General features: G+C 63.8%; 15 protein-coding genes. 7 read left to right on the top strand and 8 right to left on the bottom strand.

All coding sequences use genetic code 11. From position 1 onward, the window contains the following. The first annotated feature begins 15 nt into the window (after positions 1–15). From D3876_RS05995 to D3876_RS05980, 4 genes are read left to right on the top strand one after another with little or no spacing between them, the layout of a single operon-like run. Positions 16–696, top strand: a complete 681-nt coding sequence (locus D3876_RS05995) for an isochorismatase family protein (protein WP_119760320.1) — start codon at positions 16–18, stop codon at positions 694–696. Further along, on the top strand, positions 696–1,598 hold the full coding sequence (locus D3876_RS05990) for a polysaccharide deacetylase family protein (protein ID WP_119760318.1): 903 nt from the start codon (positions 696–698) through the stop codon (positions 1,596–1,598). Before D3876_RS05995 ends, D3876_RS05990 begins: the two co-directional genes overlap by 1 nt. Then, positions 1,588–2,502: a polysaccharide deacetylase family protein gene (locus D3876_RS05985; RefSeq protein WP_119760317.1), complete on the top strand. Its 915-nt coding sequence runs from the start codon at positions 1,588–1,590 to the stop codon at positions 2,500–2,502. The genes D3876_RS05990 and D3876_RS05985 overlap by 11 nt, the downstream gene beginning before the upstream one ends. Beyond that, positions 2,499–3,932 (top strand): aldehyde dehydrogenase family protein, encoded by a 1,434-nt coding sequence (locus D3876_RS05980; protein WP_119760315.1) that lies wholly within the window; start codon positions 2,499–2,501, stop codon positions 3,930–3,932. The genes D3876_RS05985 and D3876_RS05980 overlap by 4 nt, the downstream gene beginning before the upstream one ends. A gap of 113 nt (positions 3,933–4,045) precedes the next feature. Here the strand turns inward: D3876_RS05980 and D3876_RS05975 are convergent, their stop codons facing one another. The 8 genes from D3876_RS05975 to D3876_RS05940 all read right to left on the bottom strand — a co-directional run bounded on the left by D3876_RS05975 (position 4,046) and on the right by D3876_RS05940 (position 13,848). Beyond that, positions 4,046–4,768, bottom strand: a complete 723-nt coding sequence (locus D3876_RS05975; protein ID WP_147417593.1) for a DMP19 family protein — start codon at positions 4,766–4,768, stop codon at positions 4,046–4,048. A gap of 316 nt (positions 4,769–5,084) precedes the next feature. After that, a complete protein-coding gene (locus tag D3876_RS05970) occupies positions 5,085–5,816 on the bottom strand; it encodes a DUF3108 domain-containing protein (RefSeq protein ID WP_119760312.1) in 732 nt (243 codons plus the stop codon). Beyond that, positions 5,816–6,181 (bottom strand): hypothetical protein, encoded by a 366-nt coding sequence (locus tag D3876_RS05965; RefSeq protein ID WP_238475264.1) that lies wholly within the window; start codon positions 6,179–6,181, stop codon positions 5,816–5,818. The genes D3876_RS05970 and D3876_RS05965 overlap by 1 nt, the downstream gene beginning before the upstream one ends. Further along, entirely contained in the window at positions 6,178–7,377 is a 1,200-nt protein-coding gene (locus tag D3876_RS05960) for a class I SAM-dependent methyltransferase (RefSeq protein WP_119760309.1), read from the bottom strand. The genes D3876_RS05965 and D3876_RS05960 overlap by 4 nt, the downstream gene beginning before the upstream one ends. Further along, on the bottom strand, positions 7,374–8,429 hold the full coding sequence (locus tag D3876_RS05955; RefSeq protein ID WP_119760307.1) for a nitrilase-related carbon-nitrogen hydrolase: 1,056 nt from the start codon (positions 8,427–8,429) through the stop codon (positions 7,374–7,376). The genes D3876_RS05960 and D3876_RS05955 overlap by 4 nt, the downstream gene beginning before the upstream one ends. 4 nt (positions 8,430–8,433) lie before the next feature. Continuing rightward, the gene (locus D3876_RS05950) at positions 8,434–9,993 is read right to left on the bottom strand and encodes an FAD-binding oxidoreductase (RefSeq protein ID WP_119760305.1); all 1,560 of its coding nucleotides are present in this window, start codon (positions 9,991–9,993) and stop codon (positions 8,434–8,436) included. Between the two features lies 1 nt (position 9,994). Further along, positions 9,995–11,242 (bottom strand): MFS transporter, encoded by a 1,248-nt coding sequence (locus D3876_RS05945; RefSeq protein WP_220475417.1) that lies wholly within the window; start codon positions 11,240–11,242, stop codon positions 9,995–9,997. A gap of 104 nt (positions 11,243–11,346) precedes the next feature. Then, positions 11,347–13,848: a TonB-dependent receptor gene (locus tag D3876_RS05940; protein ID WP_119760304.1), complete on the bottom strand. Its 2,502-nt coding sequence runs from the start codon at positions 13,846–13,848 to the stop codon at positions 11,347–11,349. Positions 13,849–13,975: 127 nt separating this feature from the next. Here D3876_RS05940 and D3876_RS05935 point away from each other — a divergent pair, with 127 nt between their 5' ends. From D3876_RS05935 to D3876_RS05925, 3 genes are all read left to right on the top strand, one after another. Then, the gene (locus tag D3876_RS05935) at positions 13,976–14,656 is read left to right on the top strand and encodes a hypothetical protein (RefSeq protein ID WP_119760302.1); all 681 of its coding nucleotides are present in this window, start codon (positions 13,976–13,978) and stop codon (positions 14,654–14,656) included. A gap of 85 nt (positions 14,657–14,741) precedes the next feature. Beyond that, positions 14,742–15,572 carry an HpcH/HpaI aldolase/citrate lyase family protein gene (locus D3876_RS05930; RefSeq protein WP_238475263.1) on the top strand — a complete coding sequence of 277 codons (831 nt, stop codon included), beginning with the start codon at positions 14,742–14,744 and terminating at the stop codon, positions 15,570–15,572. Continuing rightward, the gene (locus tag D3876_RS05925) at positions 15,565–16,074 is read left to right on the top strand and encodes a MaoC family dehydratase (protein WP_119760300.1); all 510 of its coding nucleotides are present in this window, start codon (positions 15,565–15,567) and stop codon (positions 16,072–16,074) included. Before D3876_RS05930 ends, D3876_RS05925 begins: the two co-directional genes overlap by 8 nt. Positions 16,075–16,086 lie beyond the last annotated feature (12 nt).

Genomic DNA, 16,086 nt, shown 5'->3' with positions numbered 1-16,086 from the left:
TGCAGGAGTTTTGTGATGACGTTGATCGGTACGCGGATGGTCTGCGATGGGCGGACTGCGCGCCAGATTTTCGAAGAAATCATCGCGAATCCGGCGCGTAACAAGTTCGGATTCGGCGAAAAGCTGGCGATCGTGAACGTCGATTTCCAGCAGGCCTATACGCGCACCGACATGTTCAAAACCGCTTACGAGACCGATCCGCTGCAGATCGAACATGCCAACACCATTTCGCGGCTGGCGCGGGAAAAAGGCATGCCGGTGATCTGGAGTCGGGTGGGGTATAAGGACGATGCGGGCGACGCGGGCGTCTGGGGCACGCGCACCGACACCCCCGATTCGCTGCAGAACATCAAATATGGCAGCGAGCGTCACGAATTCGACCCGCGCTGCGAGATCGACGCGAACGACCTGCAATACACCAAACGCATGCCCTCAGCCTTTTTCGAGACGCCGCTTGCGAGCTATCTGCGCTGGCACAAGGTCGACACGGTGGTGGTGACGGGCGGCAGCACCTCGGGCTGCGTTCGCGCGACCGCGGTGGATTCGCTGTCCTATGGCTTTCGCACGATCGTCCCCATCGAGACCTGCGCGGACAAGCATGAGAGCTATCACTTCGCCAACCTCACCGACCTGCAGCTCAAATATGCCGATGTCGAGCCGGTTCAGGCGGTGATCGACTGGCTGGAGGCCCGCTGATGCGCGAAGGTGAAGCCGATCCCGGGCTATACGATTTCGTGCCCTGGCGCGGTCGGCCGAAGATCACGTGGCCAGGCGGCAAGAAGGTCGCGGTGTGGGTCGCGCCCAATCTCGAATATTACGAGATCGATCCGCCCGCGAACCCCAATCGCAAAAGCTGGACGAAACCGCATCCCGATGTCGTGGGCTTCGCGCATCGCGATCACAGCAACCGCGTGTCGCACTGGCGCATGGCCGAGGCGATGTCGAAATACGGCTTTCCGGGCTCGGTTTCGCTCTCGGTCGCGCTGTGCCAGCATCACCCGGAAATAGTGAAGGACGCCAATGAGCGCGGCTGGGAGTTCTTCAGCCACGGCATCTACAACACGCGCTACACCTACGGCATGGACGAGGCCCAGGAACGCGCGATCATCGAGGATTCGATCCGCACGGTGCGCGAGGCGACGGGGCAGACGATCCGCGGCTGGCTGGCGCCCGCGCTGACGCACACGCCGCGCACGCTCGATCTGATCGCCGAATATGGGCTGGATTACACCTGCGACCTCTATCACGACGACCAGCCCCAGCCAGTGAAGGTGAAGCAGGGGCGCCTAGTCTCGATCCCCTACAGCCTCGAAGTCAACGACCATTACGGCTTCTTCGTCTACAACATGTCCCCGCGCGATTATGCCGACACGCTAATCCGCCAATATGAGCGCCTTGCCGAGGAAGGCGAGGAATCGGGCACCGTGATGTGCATCCCCTTGCACGCCTATCTGATCGGCCAGCCGCACCGCATCGGCCCCTTTGCCGAGGTACTGCGCCACATCGCCGAGGATGGCCGCGCCTGGATCGCGTGCGCGGGCGAGATCGCCGACCATTATTACGAACATCATTATGCGGAGGCCGCCCATGGCGCTTGATCCCGCCTATCTCGAATATCCGAAGCGCCGCGAAGGCTATGACCACGACCTCTATCCATGGTCGTCGATCTTCGATCGCAAACCCGTGCCGTGGCCCGCGGGCAAATTGGTCGCGGTCTGGGTGTGCGTCAGTCTCGAATGGTTTCCGATGACGCCTTCCGACACGCCCTTCCGCGCGCCGGGGCACATGCAGACGAGCTATCCCGATTATCGCCACTATACCGCGCGCGAATATGGTACGCGGATCGGCTTCTACCGCCTGCTCGACGCATTCAAAAAGGCGGGGGTAAAGGCCTCGGTCGCGACCAATGGCGCGATCGCTGACCGCTATCCGCAGATCATCGCGGACATCGTCGCCGACGGGCATGAGATTATCGCGCATTCGACCGATATGAACGGCACGATCGCGAGCACCTTGCCCGAGGACGACGAACGCGCGCTGATCGCACAGTCAATCGCGTCGCTCGAGGCAGCGTCGGGCAAGCGCCCCACGGGCTGGCTGTCGATCGCGCGCTCGGAAAGCTGGCGCACGCCCGATCTGCTCAAGGAAGCGGGGCTGAAATACACATGCGACTGGGTGAATGATGAACTGCCCTGGCGCTTCACCAACGGGCTGATCAACCTGCCGCTCAACCATGAACTGTCCGACCGCCAGATCGTCACGGTGCAGCAGCAATCGGCCGACAGCTATGCGCAGCAGATGGAAGATGCGTTCGACTGGCTGGCGAGCGAGGCGAAAACCCATGGCGGCCGCGTGCTGCCGCTCCACATCACGCCTTACATAATGGCGCTGCCCTATCGCATCGCGGCCTTTGAAGCATTGCTCCGGAAGCTTGCCGAACGTCCCGAAGCATGGTTCGCAACGGGCGAGGAGATCGTTTCAAGCTGGGAGTCGCAGCAATGAGCCTTGCCGTCATCAATCCGCGTACGGGCGAGGCGGATTACAGCATAGAGCCGGTCGACGGCGCTGCAATCGCGGCGCTGACCGCGAACTTGCGGAAGGCGCAACCCGGCTGGGCGGCGCGGACGCCCGCGGCGCGAGGCGCCGCGCTGCGCAAGCTTGCCGAAGCGATGGGCCGGCACCGCGACGCGCTGATCGCCGCGCTGACCGCCGATACCGGGCGCGCGGCGATCTCGGTGATCGAGGTCGATGCGATGACCAAAACCTTCATCCGCTGGGCGGAGAGTGCGCCCACGATCATCGCGGCGGCCGAGGTGCGGGACCGGCAGACGGGCATTCCCACGATTACCACCACGACGCGGCTGGTGCCCTATCAACTCATCGGCGTGATCAGCCCGTGGAACTTCCCGCTGACGCTGGCGCTGATCGATGCGATCCCTGCGCTTGCGGCTGGCTGCGCGGTCATCATCAAGCCCTCCGAAATCACCCCCCGCTTCATCCGCCCGCTGATGGCGGCGATCGCCGAGGTGCCTGAGGTCGCGTCGGTACTGACCCTGATCGAGGGCGACGGCGCGACGGGCGCAGCGCTGGTCGAACATGTCGATTTCATCGCCTTTACAGGCTCGGTCGCGACCGGCCGCAAGGTAGGCGAGGCGGCGGCACGCGCCTTCATCCCCGCAAGCCTCGAGCTTGGCGGCAAGGATCCGATGCTGGTGCTCGCCAGCGCCGATCCGGTGAAGGCTGCGGAAACCGCGCTGCGCGCCTCGGTGCTCAACACGGGGCAGGCGTGCCAGTCGATCGAGCGCGTCTATGTCGCGCGCGACATCGCCGGGCCCTTCCTCGCGGCGCTCGTTGAAAAGGCGCAGGCGACGCGACTCAATTATCCCGACGTCCATCAGGGCGACATCGGCCCCTTCATCTTCGCGCGGCAGGCGGAGATCGTGCAGTCCCAGATCGACGACGCCGTGGCGAAAGGGGCGCGGGTGCTTGCGGGCGGCCAGGTCGAGACGCTCGGCGGCGGGAAATATCTGCGCCCGACGGTTGTGGTCGACGTGACCCCAGACATGGCGATCATGGAGGAGGAGACCTTCGGCCCCGTCATTCCCGTGACGGTGTTCGATACGGTCGACGAGGCGGTGGCGCATGCCAATAGCGGCATCTTCGGGCTTTCTGCGGCGGTGCTCGCGGGCAGCACCGAAGAGGCCGAGGCGGTCGCGGTGCGCCTCAACGCGGGCGGCGTCTCGATCAACGACGGATCGCTGACCGGGCTCGTCTGGGAGGCCGAGAAATCGAGCTTCGGCAAGAGCGGGCTCGGCCCGTCGCGCATGGGTGAGAGCGGCCTGCTGCGCTTCTTCCGCCGGCAGGCGATCATCCGGCAATCGGGGATCGCGCTGCCGCTCGCGGCCTATTCGGAGGAAACGATGAGGGTCTGATGGCGCCTGTCGAAAATCGAATGTCTGGCAGATTCGTAGAGAGCGGCCAAGAAGCTATCCACTTAGATAATCGGATTGGCATCCATCAGTTCGCGCGCACAGACCCTTTCTTGTCAAATCGGTTGGTAAAGCTGGTCGCGATGCCGCATGATAAAGTTTTGGACATAATGCGCGGATGCCGCCTTGGTTTCAGAGGTGTAAAACCAGTCGTCGAACGCATTCGCTTCGTCGCTAGGCGGCTCGACAAAATCGAACAGGCGCTCGCCACCCGACGAGAGTTCACCGGACAGGACGGCCGTTTGATAATGTAGTTCCAACTGCCACTCCTCATGCCGCGCCTCGACATAGGCGAGGTCGCGGGCGGTGGTCGGCTGCCACCAACGTTTACCGCGGCGGGCAAGGTGCCGGATCAGTCGCTTGCGGCTCGCGACCCATTTCTCGGGATCGTCGGTTAGGGGGACCGGCTGCAGCCGTCGAGGCTCAGCCGCATCGCTGGCCTGTTCTGTCATTGCCCGCTTGAAACGCTCGCTCAGTTCGGGCCATCCCAGTGCGTCGACCGCGGCGATGCTCAAGGCAAGGTCGCTAGCATAGTTGTCGCAGAACTGCGTGAAGCCGCCATTGCTCACCTGCCCAACGATATCGGACCACATCATCAGCATGCGTTGCGCCGGCGTCAGCAGCATGTGGCCGGAATGACCGTAGCGGTTCCAGCCTTCGATGTTCATCACTGACGGGATGTGGATCAGGCCTTCGCCCGTCATCCACCATCCATTATCCACATAGGCTGCCGATTGCTCGAATTCGGCATCGGTCATAGCGGGGCGGGTGTCGGTCACATTTGCTCCCATACGGCGGGATCGCTCAACTAGCAGATAAACAGACGTTATTGGAATTCGCAACTTTAGGCGAGGAGGTCCAAGTTGTCGTCGTTTTCTACAGTTCAGTTCCTCCCCGGTACGGGGAGGGGGACCACGCGAAGCGTGGTGGAGGGGCTGGCGCGAAACCTGATAATTTAGCGCAGCCCCTCCGTCAGCCCTATGGGCTGCCACCTCCCCGTACCGGGGAGGAACTGGCGTCCGTAATGGGCCGTCTTCGGCAAATGCGCCATGACCGGATCGGCGCCGCTCGCGCAAGGCACGCGACAAGCGCGCCTCAGCGCGTCAGTTCCACCAGCTCGTACCAAGTCTGCATATAGCCGCCGACGCCGCCCTGGACGAAGATCGCGTCGTCGTCCGCGGTGACCCAGACGTCGTAATGCGGGTGCTGCACGCCGCCCATGCCGGGGCCCTCGTCGTCGACGAAGCGGAAATGACGGCAGTGGAAGGTGCCCGCAGCGACGGTGACGGTCTCATCGCCCACATATTCGAGGCCGATCTCGACCTCGGCGATCACGGGCGGAGTAGCGCCGCGGTGGTCGGGCGAAGGGAGGAAGACGCGGATCTTGCGGCGGTGCGGGCCTTTGGACAGATCCATGCAACGCGTCGTATAGCCGTCGCCCGCAATCGGGTGCGTGCCGAAGCCGTCGATCGTGCCCGCATAGGGCATTTTCTGCGAAAGGCGGCCGATCGAGGGGCCGAAGCTTTCGCATTCGATCAGCCCGCCATTGTCGCCCGGCGTGTGGTGCAGCCAGCCCGAGCCCATATAGGCGTCGCCCACGGTCAGGTGAACGTGCAGGTCCTGCGGCCGCCCCTTGCCGTCGAGCACATAGACGATGTCGCGCAGCACCGTGGGCGCGGGCTCCTCGATCTCGCAGCGCGCGCGGAAGATCGTGCTGCCGTCGCCATGATGCGTGAAGCTGAACCATTCGCGACCGCGCTCCTGATCGAGCATTTCGGGCTTTTTGGAGGTGTAGCGGATGCGGCCGCTGATCGTGCGGTGCTGCATCAGCTATCCCTCAATTCGGCGCTGAGTTCGGACATGGGGCGCTCGGGCGCGGCCTGCATCGCTTCCATTTCCTGCTGCATGCCACGCATGATCCGCGCGACATATTCCTTGGTCATCAGCGCGCGCTCATAGGCCGCCTCGCCCGTCGCCTGCCAGGCGTCGATATCGGCGCGGCTGATCGTGCCCTTCTCGTCGAGCAGCCGCTCTACGGTGTCGAGCCGTTCCTTCACCACCGCGACCTCGGCGGCGAGCGCCATCACGATCGAAAGCGTGCGCTCGGCATTGAAATCATGGAGCGTGTTCGGCCGCTTGCCCTTGGCCCGTGCGCCCGCGCGGGCGATCCAGTCTACGCTATCGTCACTCATGCTTCGGGTTTCCACGCTCCATAGGCATTCCACGCGGCCGCGCGGCCGTGATCTTCCTCTGCGCCCTCGGCCGCCTGCGGGAAGATGCTGCGATCGACGACGGCGAGCACGCGCGCGGTAAACTGGCGGTCGCGCGGCAGGCCCGCTTCTTCCATCACCTGCTTGAGGTCGAGCGCGTGCATCGCCGACCAATAGGGCTCGTTGTTGTTGAACGCGTCCCAGTCGCGGATGAACTGCTCGTAGAGCGGCATGTCGTCGCTATATTGCGGCTGTTCGAGGTGGAACATCAGGCCGCCGGGCGCGAGGACACGCTCGCTTTCCCGGATGATCCGCGGCAGCGCCTTGCCCGACAGCTCGTGCAGGTACATCGTCGTCTGCACCCAGTCGAAATGGCCGTCGGGGAAACGGCTCATATCCTCGGCATTCATCTGGATGAAGGTGATGTTCCTGGCGCCAAGCGCCTGCGCGCGGGCATGCGCATAGCGCAGCACAGCCGCGGCGGTGTCGATCGCGATGACCTCGGCTTCGGGGAAGGCGAGCGCGAGCGGCACGATATTGTGGCCGACGGTGCAGCCCAGATCGAGGATGCGCCGCGGCTTCCAGTCGGGGCGTTCCTTGCGGATCCACTCGACCAGCGCCTGACCACCGCCGTCCGAGAGCGCGCCGAGTCCGCCGCCCGTGGTGGCGAAAAGGCCGCTGTCATAATTGGCGCCCGCTGACATGTCGCCGGGGCGCTCCTCGCCATGATAGCTGCCGGGCATGCAGTGGATGTCGGCGGCGTTCATGTAGTGCGGGAGCGGCAGATCGGGATCGAGCTGGAGCGTGTCGCGGCCCTCGTTGAACTGGCGCACCTTCGCCGAAAGCTCGTCGAGTTGGCGCAGTGTGATCGAGCGGCCGTTCTGCTGGCGCATCTCCATCGAGTTGCGCTTGAGCGCGGACCAGTAGCGGTGCCAGGGATCCTGGTTCATCGCGTCGCGAATCTCGAAACGGTCCCTGGGATCGCGGCCATGTTCGGCCTGAAAGGCGGGAAGGACGCGCGTGTCGTACGCGATCTTGTTGCCCGCGCCGATCGAGCCCGACAGATATTTGTTGAGCGCAGTCAGGAAGTTGTAGCGCGCGGCCTCGTCATGGGTCGGCGTCGGGAAGACCGCGTGGCGCGCGACGGCGGTATAGGGCGGGGGCACATCCTGCTTCATATCAGTCCCTCCTTGGAAAGACGGTCTATCACCTGTTCCTGCACTCTCAGGAAATGGTCACGGTCGGGGATCTTTACCACCCCGTCCTCGATCAGGCTGTTCGCCGGCTGGGGCGCTTCGCCGCCATAGACGGGCGCGAAAAGCTCGAGCCGCTGACGCGCGAGGAAGTTGGTCATGCCCGGCTTGCGGCGCTGGGTGCGCAGCGCATTGAGGTCGAGATCGGCAAAGGCGGTGAAGGTCTCTCCGGGGCTCGATTCCGCGAGCGGATTGCCCTTGTAGTCGATGACGATCGAGTTGCCGTCGGCCGAAGCCATCGGCATCGCGGTGCCCTCGATCCCGGCAGTGTTGGCGGAGACAACATAGGCGATGTTCTCGAAGGCGCGCGCGCGCTTGGCGATCTGCTTGGGGGTAGCGAGCGGCGAGCCGATCTCGGACGATGAATGCACGAAGATCTCGGCGCCGCGCAGCGCGTGCGCGCGTGCGATCTCGGGATAGAGGATTTCCTCGGACGCGATCGCGGCGAGGTTGCCGATTTCAGTCTTTGCCACGGGGAACACGCCGTCGAGGCCGTAAATGTCGAGATATTTGGACCAGACGTCGTGCGGCGTAGGCGCGAACATCGAATTGAGACGGCGGTAACGCAGCACAACCTCACCCGAGGGTGCGACGACGAAGCTCGTCTGGAAATAGATGCCCGGGAAATGCGGATCGCGCTCATAGGCGTTGCCCGCAAGGAAGAGGTTCTGCGCCGAGGCAACCTTGCCTAGCGCCGCATATTCGGGCCCGTCAATGTCGAGCGCCGCCTTTTCCGCGAAGTCGGGGATCGAGATGCGGCCCGGATAGCTCGTCAGGAAATATTCGGGCAGCACCGCAAGGCGCACGGGGCTGCCGCCATATTGCTGGATGAAGATCGCGGACGCGCGGAGCTTGACGCCGATCTCCTCGATCATCGCGATCATCTGCGCGCTCGCGGCGGCGCGATCGGGCAGGCGCTCGACCGAGCGTGCAGCGATCTGGAGCGCGAGCGCGGCGTAGGGCTTGATTGCGGTCATCGCCTCAAAGCCCCAAGCTGCCGGGGTTCATCAGCCCCCGGGGATCGACGGTCTGCTTCACGGCCTTCAGCATCGCCCAGGCGTGCGGATTGCTCGCTTCTTCGAGGGGGTAGGTGCGCGCGACCTGGAGATGCGTCGCCTCCAGTTCGCGGAAGATGCGGACGATTTCGGCGCGGAGGCGATCGACCACCGCGCGCGATTCCGCGTTGGGCGGGAAGCGGTTGAGTTTGGCGAGGTGGTCCGCCTCGAGCGAGCGGCAGTGAATACCCTCAAGCGCGTCGGGCCAGAAGAAGACCGGCTCGATCAGGCAGGTCGAACGGCTGACCGCGGCGAGCATCGCGCCCGCGGCGACGCCATGCGCCTCCATTTCTGCCTTGTTGCCGTCGAACAGCGCCTGGATGCGGTTCCAGCCTTCGACCAGCCGGCTGTGCGGCAGAAAGCCGTGGACGGGCACCCAGCGCTCGCCTTCGGGACCGACCATCGAGTTGACCGGCGGAAAGGGATTGGCGCGCAGGATTTTGGGGATGGTGTTCTCGATCGCCTTGCCGCCATGCTTCAGCGCGATCGACTCGATCGCTTTCATGTCGGCGTCGACCGCGCTCTGGTAGCGCCCTTCGGCGATCAGATGGAGCGAGAAGGGGACGTCGTCGAGGAACGAGCGGCCGGCGGCCACCACCTTCGCGCCCTCCTTCAGCGCCTTCAGCACCGAGCCCTGCGCCTTCATCATGTTGACGAGCGATTTGGCGTCCTTGGTCAGGCTGTCGCGCTTCATGCGCTGCGACTGGAGGTAGGGGTCGAAGCCGAAGCTTTCCGAGGCGAGCCCTTCGCGCGCGACTTCGCTCATCGCGCCAAAAAAGGCGGCGGGGTCGGGGAAGGAGAAGGAGCCATAGGCAAAGGCGGTGCCTTCGCGCACGAGCTTGAGCGTGATCGTCGCCTTGACGCCGAGCGCGCCGCAATCGGCCGCGAACAGCCCGGTGATGTCGGGGCCGAAGGGACGGAAGAAATTGCTGCCCGTCGAGACGATGCTGCCGTCCGCCAGAACAACCTCGAAGCTCAATGCAGCGTCAACCACGGTGCCGCCAGAAGCGCCCCAGAATACGCCGTTCTGGCTCATGCCGCCGCCGACGGTGGCGTTGATCCCCGAAAGCGTGCCCCAGGCAAGCGCGCGCAGCCCCTTGGGCTTGAGCGTCTTCTGGAGCTTGTCCCAGGTGCAGCCGGACTCGACGGTGACCGTCATGTCCTCTTCATTGATGTCGAGGATGCGGTTCATCGAACCCGTATCGACCAGTAGCGCGCCCGCTTCGTCGGGAAGATAGCCGCTGGTATAGCTCATGCCGCCGCCGCGCGGGACGATGGCGATACCCTGCGCGGTCGCAGCCGCGACGCCGCGTGCGAGCATTTGCGTATCGGTCGGGCGGAAGACTGCGAGCGCGACGGGGCCGTTGCTGAACACGTCCTGCGAGTAATAACGTAGTTCAGCGGCGTCGGTGATCAGCGCCTCAGCGCCGACCGCGGCGCCTATCACGGCAAGCGCGGTGTCGTTGGTGGGGGCAAGCGTTGCCATGTCAATGTCCTGAAGGAAGTGCCTTGGGATCGGGATAACGGCCCAGCGCGAGCAGCAGCGCGCCGCCGACCGCGAACATGCCCATCGCGACGACCAGGATAAGATCATAGCTGCCGGTGCGATCGCGCACGATGCCGTACATGATGGGCGAGATGGCCGAGCCGATCGCGAAGGGCATGTAGAGCACGCCGTAGATGCGGCCATAATGCGCCATGCCGAAATATTTGGCGGCGAGATAGGCGATGACGTCGGACTCGGTGCCCGCGGCGAAGCCGAGCAGGAAGCCGCCGATGATGACATGGCTGAGCGTGGCGTCGGTGCCCATCAGCAGCCAGCACGCGATGGCAGGTAGCAGCAGCGCGGGGAAGGCGACGCCGGGCGCCCAGAAGCGATCGAACAGGAAGCCGACGAGCAGGCGTCCGGTTAGGATACCGATCGCGACGACGCCGAGTACGCTGGCAGCGACCTCGGCCGAGAAGCCGTGCAGGCCGACGATCTGCGCGATATGGATATGCGCGCCGCCATAGGCGAAGGCGGTCAGCAGGATCGAGGTGAGAAGTACCCAGAAACGATAGCCTCTGACCGCTTCCCTGAGCGTAATGCCGAAGATCGCACCGCTGGCGTCGGCGACGCCTTCGGGACATTCCTCGGGCCGCGGCTCGCGGAACCAGAGAAAAGCGAGCGGAATGGCGACAATGAGCGGGAGCAGCGCGACGACGGGGAAGGCCATTCGCCAGCCGCCCGCGGAGATCGCCTTTTGCGCGATCTGCGGCACGACCATCGCGGCGAGGCTGGTGCCGAGCAGCATGATGCCGAGCGCAAGCCCGCGATGCTTGTTGAACCACATGCTGATCGCGCGGCTCCAGGTGACCGGGGTCGAACCGATGCCGATCGCGCCAAGCACCGCCCAGAAGAACAGATAGCCCGTCTTGGAGGTGGGGAGGAAATAGAAGGACCCGAAGACGAGCCCGAAAAGGAAGAGCGACCAGAGCACGACGGGGCGGACACCGAAGCGATCCGACAGCGCGCCATAAACGGGCGCGAGCAGTGCGGCGATGATGCCGAAAACGGTAACGCCCGCGCTGACCGCAGCGAAATCCCAACCGAATTCGGAACTGATGGGTCCCATGACGAGCGGCAGCACATTAAAGGGCAGCGGCGATGCGCCGCACGCCACACCGATCAACGCCGCCGCCAGCGGCTTCGCGCCCAGCTTGAATTCAGAGCGCGCGCCCGTTGCCATCGTCATGCGCAGGGGGTTTCCTTGTGATACGGTGCCAGTACGCGACATAATATGATCCTGATGGTCAGAGGGGGTTGCGGCACCCTGCCACAACCCCTGTGATCAGGTTTCTAGAAGCTGTACCGCGCGCGCGCCATCCACGTCATGGGCTGGTCGATATAGCGCGTGTTCACCAGCGAGGTGTTGGCGGCGGTCTCGTTGAAGCAGTTGGTGCAGGCAATCGAGAGCTGCCATTTCTTGTCTGCCCCGTTCAGCGCCAGGTTGGCGTTGACGAACCAGGCGGCCGGCGAGAACGAACCCGTGATGATGTCACCATCAAAGGGGTTCGCGGGAAAAGTGCCGTTGGTGCCCGTGATCGAACCCGAATAGATGGTGTAGTTGGCCGCGTTGGTTTCCTGCTTGCTACGATAGCTCGCGTTGATCGACGGCACCAGCGACATGCCGCTGCTGCCCAGTTCGAGCTCGTAGCTGCCACCGAACGCGATGGTCCATTTGGGCGTACGCGTCGGATCAGCGATCTCTCCCTCAGGCGTCACGATGCCCGCGCCGCAGGACGCGGTTGTGCCGGTGCCGCCGGGGATATTGCCCACAGCGAGCAGCGCCTGGCACGCGCGCTGCTGTGCCGCGACAGACATGATGCCATATTCATCGAGATCGGGCGCGTCGCGGTCGATCTTGAACTTGGCGTCCTGATAGCCCGCATTGACATAGAGATTGAGCCCATCGACGGGCACGAAGGTAAGTTCGGCCTCGACGCCCTTGTTGGTCATGTCGGCGAAGTTGCGCGTGATGAAGGTGGCCGCGCCACTGGGCGAAACCAGCGCCGACGGAGTCTGGACATCGCTGACATCGGTGTAGAAGAAGGTCAGGTTGGCGCGCACGCGGCGGTCCAACCAGTCCGACTTGATCCCCGTCTCGTAGCTCCAGACCTTTTCGGGACCGAAGGGCAGGAAGGCATTGGCCGCGGTGGCGCGCGCGTTCCAGCCGCCCGACTTGAAGCCGCGCGTCGCCGAGGCGAAGAGCAGAATGTCGTCGGTCGCCTTGTAGTTGACCGCGAAACGCGGCGTCCACAGCTTGGCCTTGAGCTTGTCGGGCACCCTGAGACCCGAAGGTCCGATCAGATTGACGGTGTCCATGCAGGTGGGCTCGAGCGTGCCGTCGTTGCAGCTCGCGCGGTTGTCGTTGACGCTCACCGTCTTGGTTTCGTCGGTGTAGCGCACGCCGGCGGTCAGCTTGAGCTGCTCGGTGACATTGACGTCGACCTGCGCATAGCCGGCCAGCGCCTCGGTCTTGTTGCGCAGGATGCGGTCGGCGAGGACCAGCGTCGTCGCGGGCGAGAGCGTGAAGGTATCCGCGAAGTCGGTGCGGTTTTCCTCGACCAGATAATAGGCGCCCGCGACATAATCGATCAGGCCGTCGCCCAGGCTGCCGTTGACTTTGATTTCCTGGCTGAACTGCTCATGCTGGCTGTCGTTGAGGATCGAGAAGCCGCCGCGCGCAAAGCCCCGGACGGGCGGCGTCGGGTTGGCGAGCGAGGGGCCGCTGCGGCCGTCAAAGAAGTCGATCGCATATTGCTGATCCTGGCTGATGAAGCCGGTGATCAGGCTGACCGAGGTGTTCTCGGCGACGTCGAGTTCGAGGTTCGAGGTGACCAGATCGGTGGTCGTATAGTTGCCCATCAGGAAGGTCTTCTTGCGACCGCTGATCGGGAGTGTTGCGAAGGGCGAATCCGCCGCGCTTTTGCCCGAGGGAATGCCGGTGGTGGCAAAACGGCCCTTGCAATCGGTGGGATCCGCCGGGTTGCACTGGAAGTTCAGGATGTTCTCGCCATTGGCGACAATGTGCGCATAGGAGCCGTTCCAGCGGACCGAGGGGCTCAACTCGCCGCGAATGCCGAGGCGCGCGCCCCAGCCGTCATCGTCGTTGAGGCGCTGGCCGGTGGTGACGTTCTTCACATAGCCGTCGTCATCCTGCCAATAGCCGCTGACTTTGATCGCGAAGCTCTCCGCGAGCGGAATGTCGACCGAGCCGCGCGCGATCTTCTTGTCGTAGCGGCCATAGCCGATTTCGGCGAAGCCGCCGAATTCCTTGCCGGGTTCCTTCAGGATGACGTTGACTGCGCCGCCCGTGGTGTTGCGGCCGAACAACGTGCCCTGCGGACCGCGCAGCACCTCGACGCGCTCGACGTCGAACAGGTTGATGTTGTTGGCGTTCTGGCGGCTGAGATAGATGTCGTCGACATAGGTGCCGACGGGCGGGTCGAAGGTCGGGATCGTCTCGGTATTGCCGAGGCCGCGCAGGTAGAAGGCGTTTGCCGAACCGATGCCCGTGTTGTTCATCGAGACGAGGTTGGGGACGAAGCGGCCGAGCTCGAGCGTGTTGGACACGCCCTGGCTGCGGAGCTGATCCGCCGAGAACGCCGAAACCGCGATCGGCACGTCCTGAAGGCTTTCCGAGCGCCGCTGCGCCGTGACGACGATATCCTCGATGCCGCCCGTCGATTCTTCCGCTTCCGCGGCGGGCGTTTCGGCGTCGGCAGTCTGGGCGTGGAGCGGTGCAACCGCAAGGCTCGCCGACAGCGCGGTGGTCGCGACAAGCAGAAGGCGTTTCATGTAATTCTCCCTCGGGGTTCCGGATTTGGCTGTTCTGCCTGCGGACGTTTTTTGTGATTTGTCCGGACAAATTTTCATGTAACTGTCACACTGTCAAGCGGCCTCGGGCCCACGGGAGAAATTTGCGATGACATTGAGCGATCTGGCCTATCCAAGCCTCGTCTATTTTCACTTGTTTCTGTTTGTGTTGTGGCTGGGCGGCGATGTTGGCGTATTCCTTGCCGGGCAACATTTCCGCAAGCGCCATCTCTATACGCTTGACCAGCGAATCGCGCTGCTGAAGCTGCTCGTGCTGATCGACATGACGCCGCGGACGGCTTGGGCGCTGATGGTTCCCGTGTCGCTTTCGGTGGTGACGCTGGGCGGTTTCTGGGCGGTGCCGGGACTCGTGCTTGCGGGCGCCTGGGCGGCAGGGTTGATCTGGCTCTGGCTGGTCTGGGATGCGCATTTTCACGACATGACGCCGCGCGCCGCGCGCAACCGGCGAATCGAGTTCTGGCTGAAGAACGCGATCACGCTCGGCTATCTCGGGCTGGGCGCAGTTTCGCTCGCCACCGGCGCGCCGCTCGCCGAGAAGTGGCTCGCCGCCAAGGCGCTGCTGTTCGGCCTGATCTTCGTAGCCGCGATCATGATCGACGTCGCCTTCAAGCCCGTGGGCCCGCAGCTCGCACGGCTGCTCAAGGAAGGGTCGAGCGACGAGACCGAGGTGCCACTTCGCCGGACCATGGACCGCACCCGCATCTGGGTTTTCATCGTTTATGGCCTGCTGATTGTCACCTCCTACCTCGGCGCGGTGAAGCCTTTCTGACGGAAAAACACGGATCAGCGCTTTTGCGCTTGACTTATAAGTTGTCCGGACAAATTCTTTAGGGCGTAAACAGGGAGGTTTGCAAGTGAACGCGGCCATTGGCCTTTCATCGATGTTGTTTGTGCCGGGCTCTAAGCCCGAACGCTACGGCAAGGCGCTCGCCACGAGCGCCGATATGGTGTGCATCGACCTTGAGGATTCGGTTCCCGAATCGGGCAAGGCCGATGCGCGCACCGCGGCGATCGCAGCGATCGCAGAAGGCGATCCGCGGCTCATCCTCCGCATCAACGGCATGACGACGCGCGCGGGCCTCGAGGATCTGCTCGCGCTCGCCGATGCCGCGGTGCTCCCCGCGCTGATCTTCGTTCCGATGGTCGAGAGTGCGGCGCAGATCGCGATCATCGCATCGGTGCTTGGCGAACGAACGCCGGGCGTCGTGCCACTGATCGAAACGGTGAAGGGGCTCAGGGCCGCACACGAGATCGCGGGGGCGCCCTGCGTTGCTGCGATGATGTTCGGCGGTGGCGATTTTGCCGCCGAACTCGGCGTGGCGCTGGCCTGGGAGCCGTTGCGATCGGCGCGCGGCGCCTTCGTGATGGCATGTGCAGGCGCGGGGATTCCCGCGATCGACGTGCCCTTCATCGCGCTCGACGATGCCGAAGGGCTGCGTTCCGAAACGGAGGCCGCCAAGGCGCTGGGATTCACGGGCAAGGCGGCGATCCACCCCGCGCAGGTGGACACGATCAACGCGACATTCCGTCCGACGGCCGAGCAGATCGCCGAGGCGGAAGAGGCACAAAGGGTTTTCGACGCGGCCGGTGGGGCCGCGGTTCGTTTCAATGGCCGCATGCTCGAAGCACCGATCATGCGGCGTTATCAAAGGATATTGGCAATGCGGAGCAAGCAAGATGCGTGACGGTGTGATCGAAGTCAGCCCCGGACGCTTCCGTGAATCTTTCGGGCGCTATTACGAGGATTTCGTGGTGGGCCACATCTATGAGCATCGCCCCGGCCGCACCATCACCGACACCGACAATGTGTGGTTCACGCTGCTGACGATGAACACGCACCCGGCGCATTTCGACTATGAATTCGCCAAGAAGACCGAGTTTGAAAAGCCGCTGATCTGCTCGCCGCTCACGGTGGCGCTGATGGTAGGCATGAGCGTGTCCGACCTCAGCCAGAAGGCGGTCGCCAATCTCGGCTGGGACAACATCAAGATGACCAAGCCGATGTTCCCCGGCGACACGCTCTATGCCGAAAGCGAGGTGCTCGAAAAGCGCGAGTCGAGCTCGCGGCCCGAACAGGGCATCGTCACCGTCAAGACGATCGGCAAGAACCAGCACGGCGATATCGTGTGCACCTTCAACCGAACCATGCTCATCTGGAAGCGTGGCTTCGGTCCCGCGGACGATTAAGGAAAAGAACCG

This window comes from Sphingomonas cavernae (assembly GCF_003590775.1).
GTDB classification, from domain to species: Bacteria; Pseudomonadota; Alphaproteobacteria; order Sphingomonadales; family Sphingomonadaceae; genus Sphingobium_A; species Sphingobium_A cavernae.
The sequence above is the reverse complement of the archived record's forward strand: the minus strand, read 5'-3'. Positions and strand labels throughout refer to the sequence as shown.

Bases quoted from the DNA above. Each gene is read 5' to 3' on its own strand.
- D3876_RS05995 (WP_119760320.1), top strand. From the start codon at position 16: ATGACGTTGATCGGTACGCGGATGGTCTGCGATGGGCGGACTGCGCGC.
- D3876_RS05990 (WP_119760318.1), top strand. From the start codon at position 696: ATGCGCGAAGGTGAAGCCGATCCCGGGCTATACGATTTCGTGCCCTGG.
- D3876_RS05985 (WP_119760317.1), top strand. From the start codon at position 1,588: ATGGCGCTTGATCCCGCCTATCTCGAATATCCGAAGCGCCGCGAAGGC.
- D3876_RS05980 (WP_119760315.1), top strand. From the start codon at position 2,499: ATGAGCCTTGCCGTCATCAATCCGCGTACGGGCGAGGCGGATTACAGC.
- D3876_RS05970 (WP_119760312.1), bottom strand. From the start codon at position 5,816: ATGCAGCACCGCACGATCAGCGGCCGCATCCGCTACACCTCCAAAAAG.
- D3876_RS05965 (WP_238475264.1), bottom strand. From the start codon at position 6,181: ATGAGTGACGATAGCGTAGACTGGATCGCCCGCGCGGGCGCACGGGCC.
- D3876_RS05960 (WP_119760309.1), bottom strand. From the start codon at position 7,377: ATGAAGCAGGATGTGCCCCCGCCCTATACCGCCGTCGCGCGCCACGCG.
- D3876_RS05955 (WP_119760307.1), bottom strand. From the start codon at position 8,429: ATGACCGCAATCAAGCCCTACGCCGCGCTCGCGCTCCAGATCGCTGCA.
- D3876_RS05950 (WP_119760305.1), bottom strand. From the start codon at position 9,993: ATGGCAACGCTTGCCCCCACCAACGACACCGCGCTTGCCGTGATAGGC.
- D3876_RS05945 (WP_220475417.1), bottom strand. From the start codon at position 11,242: ATGACGATGGCAACGGGCGCGCGCTCTGAATTCAAGCTGGGCGCGAAG.
- D3876_RS05940 (WP_119760304.1), bottom strand. From the start codon at position 13,848: ATGAAACGCCTTCTGCTTGTCGCGACCACCGCGCTGTCGGCGAGCCTT.
- D3876_RS05935 (WP_119760302.1), top strand. From the start codon at position 13,976: ATGACATTGAGCGATCTGGCCTATCCAAGCCTCGTCTATTTTCACTTG.
- D3876_RS05925 (WP_119760300.1), top strand. From the start codon at position 15,565: ATGCGTGACGGTGTGATCGAAGTCAGCCCCGGACGCTTCCGTGAATCT.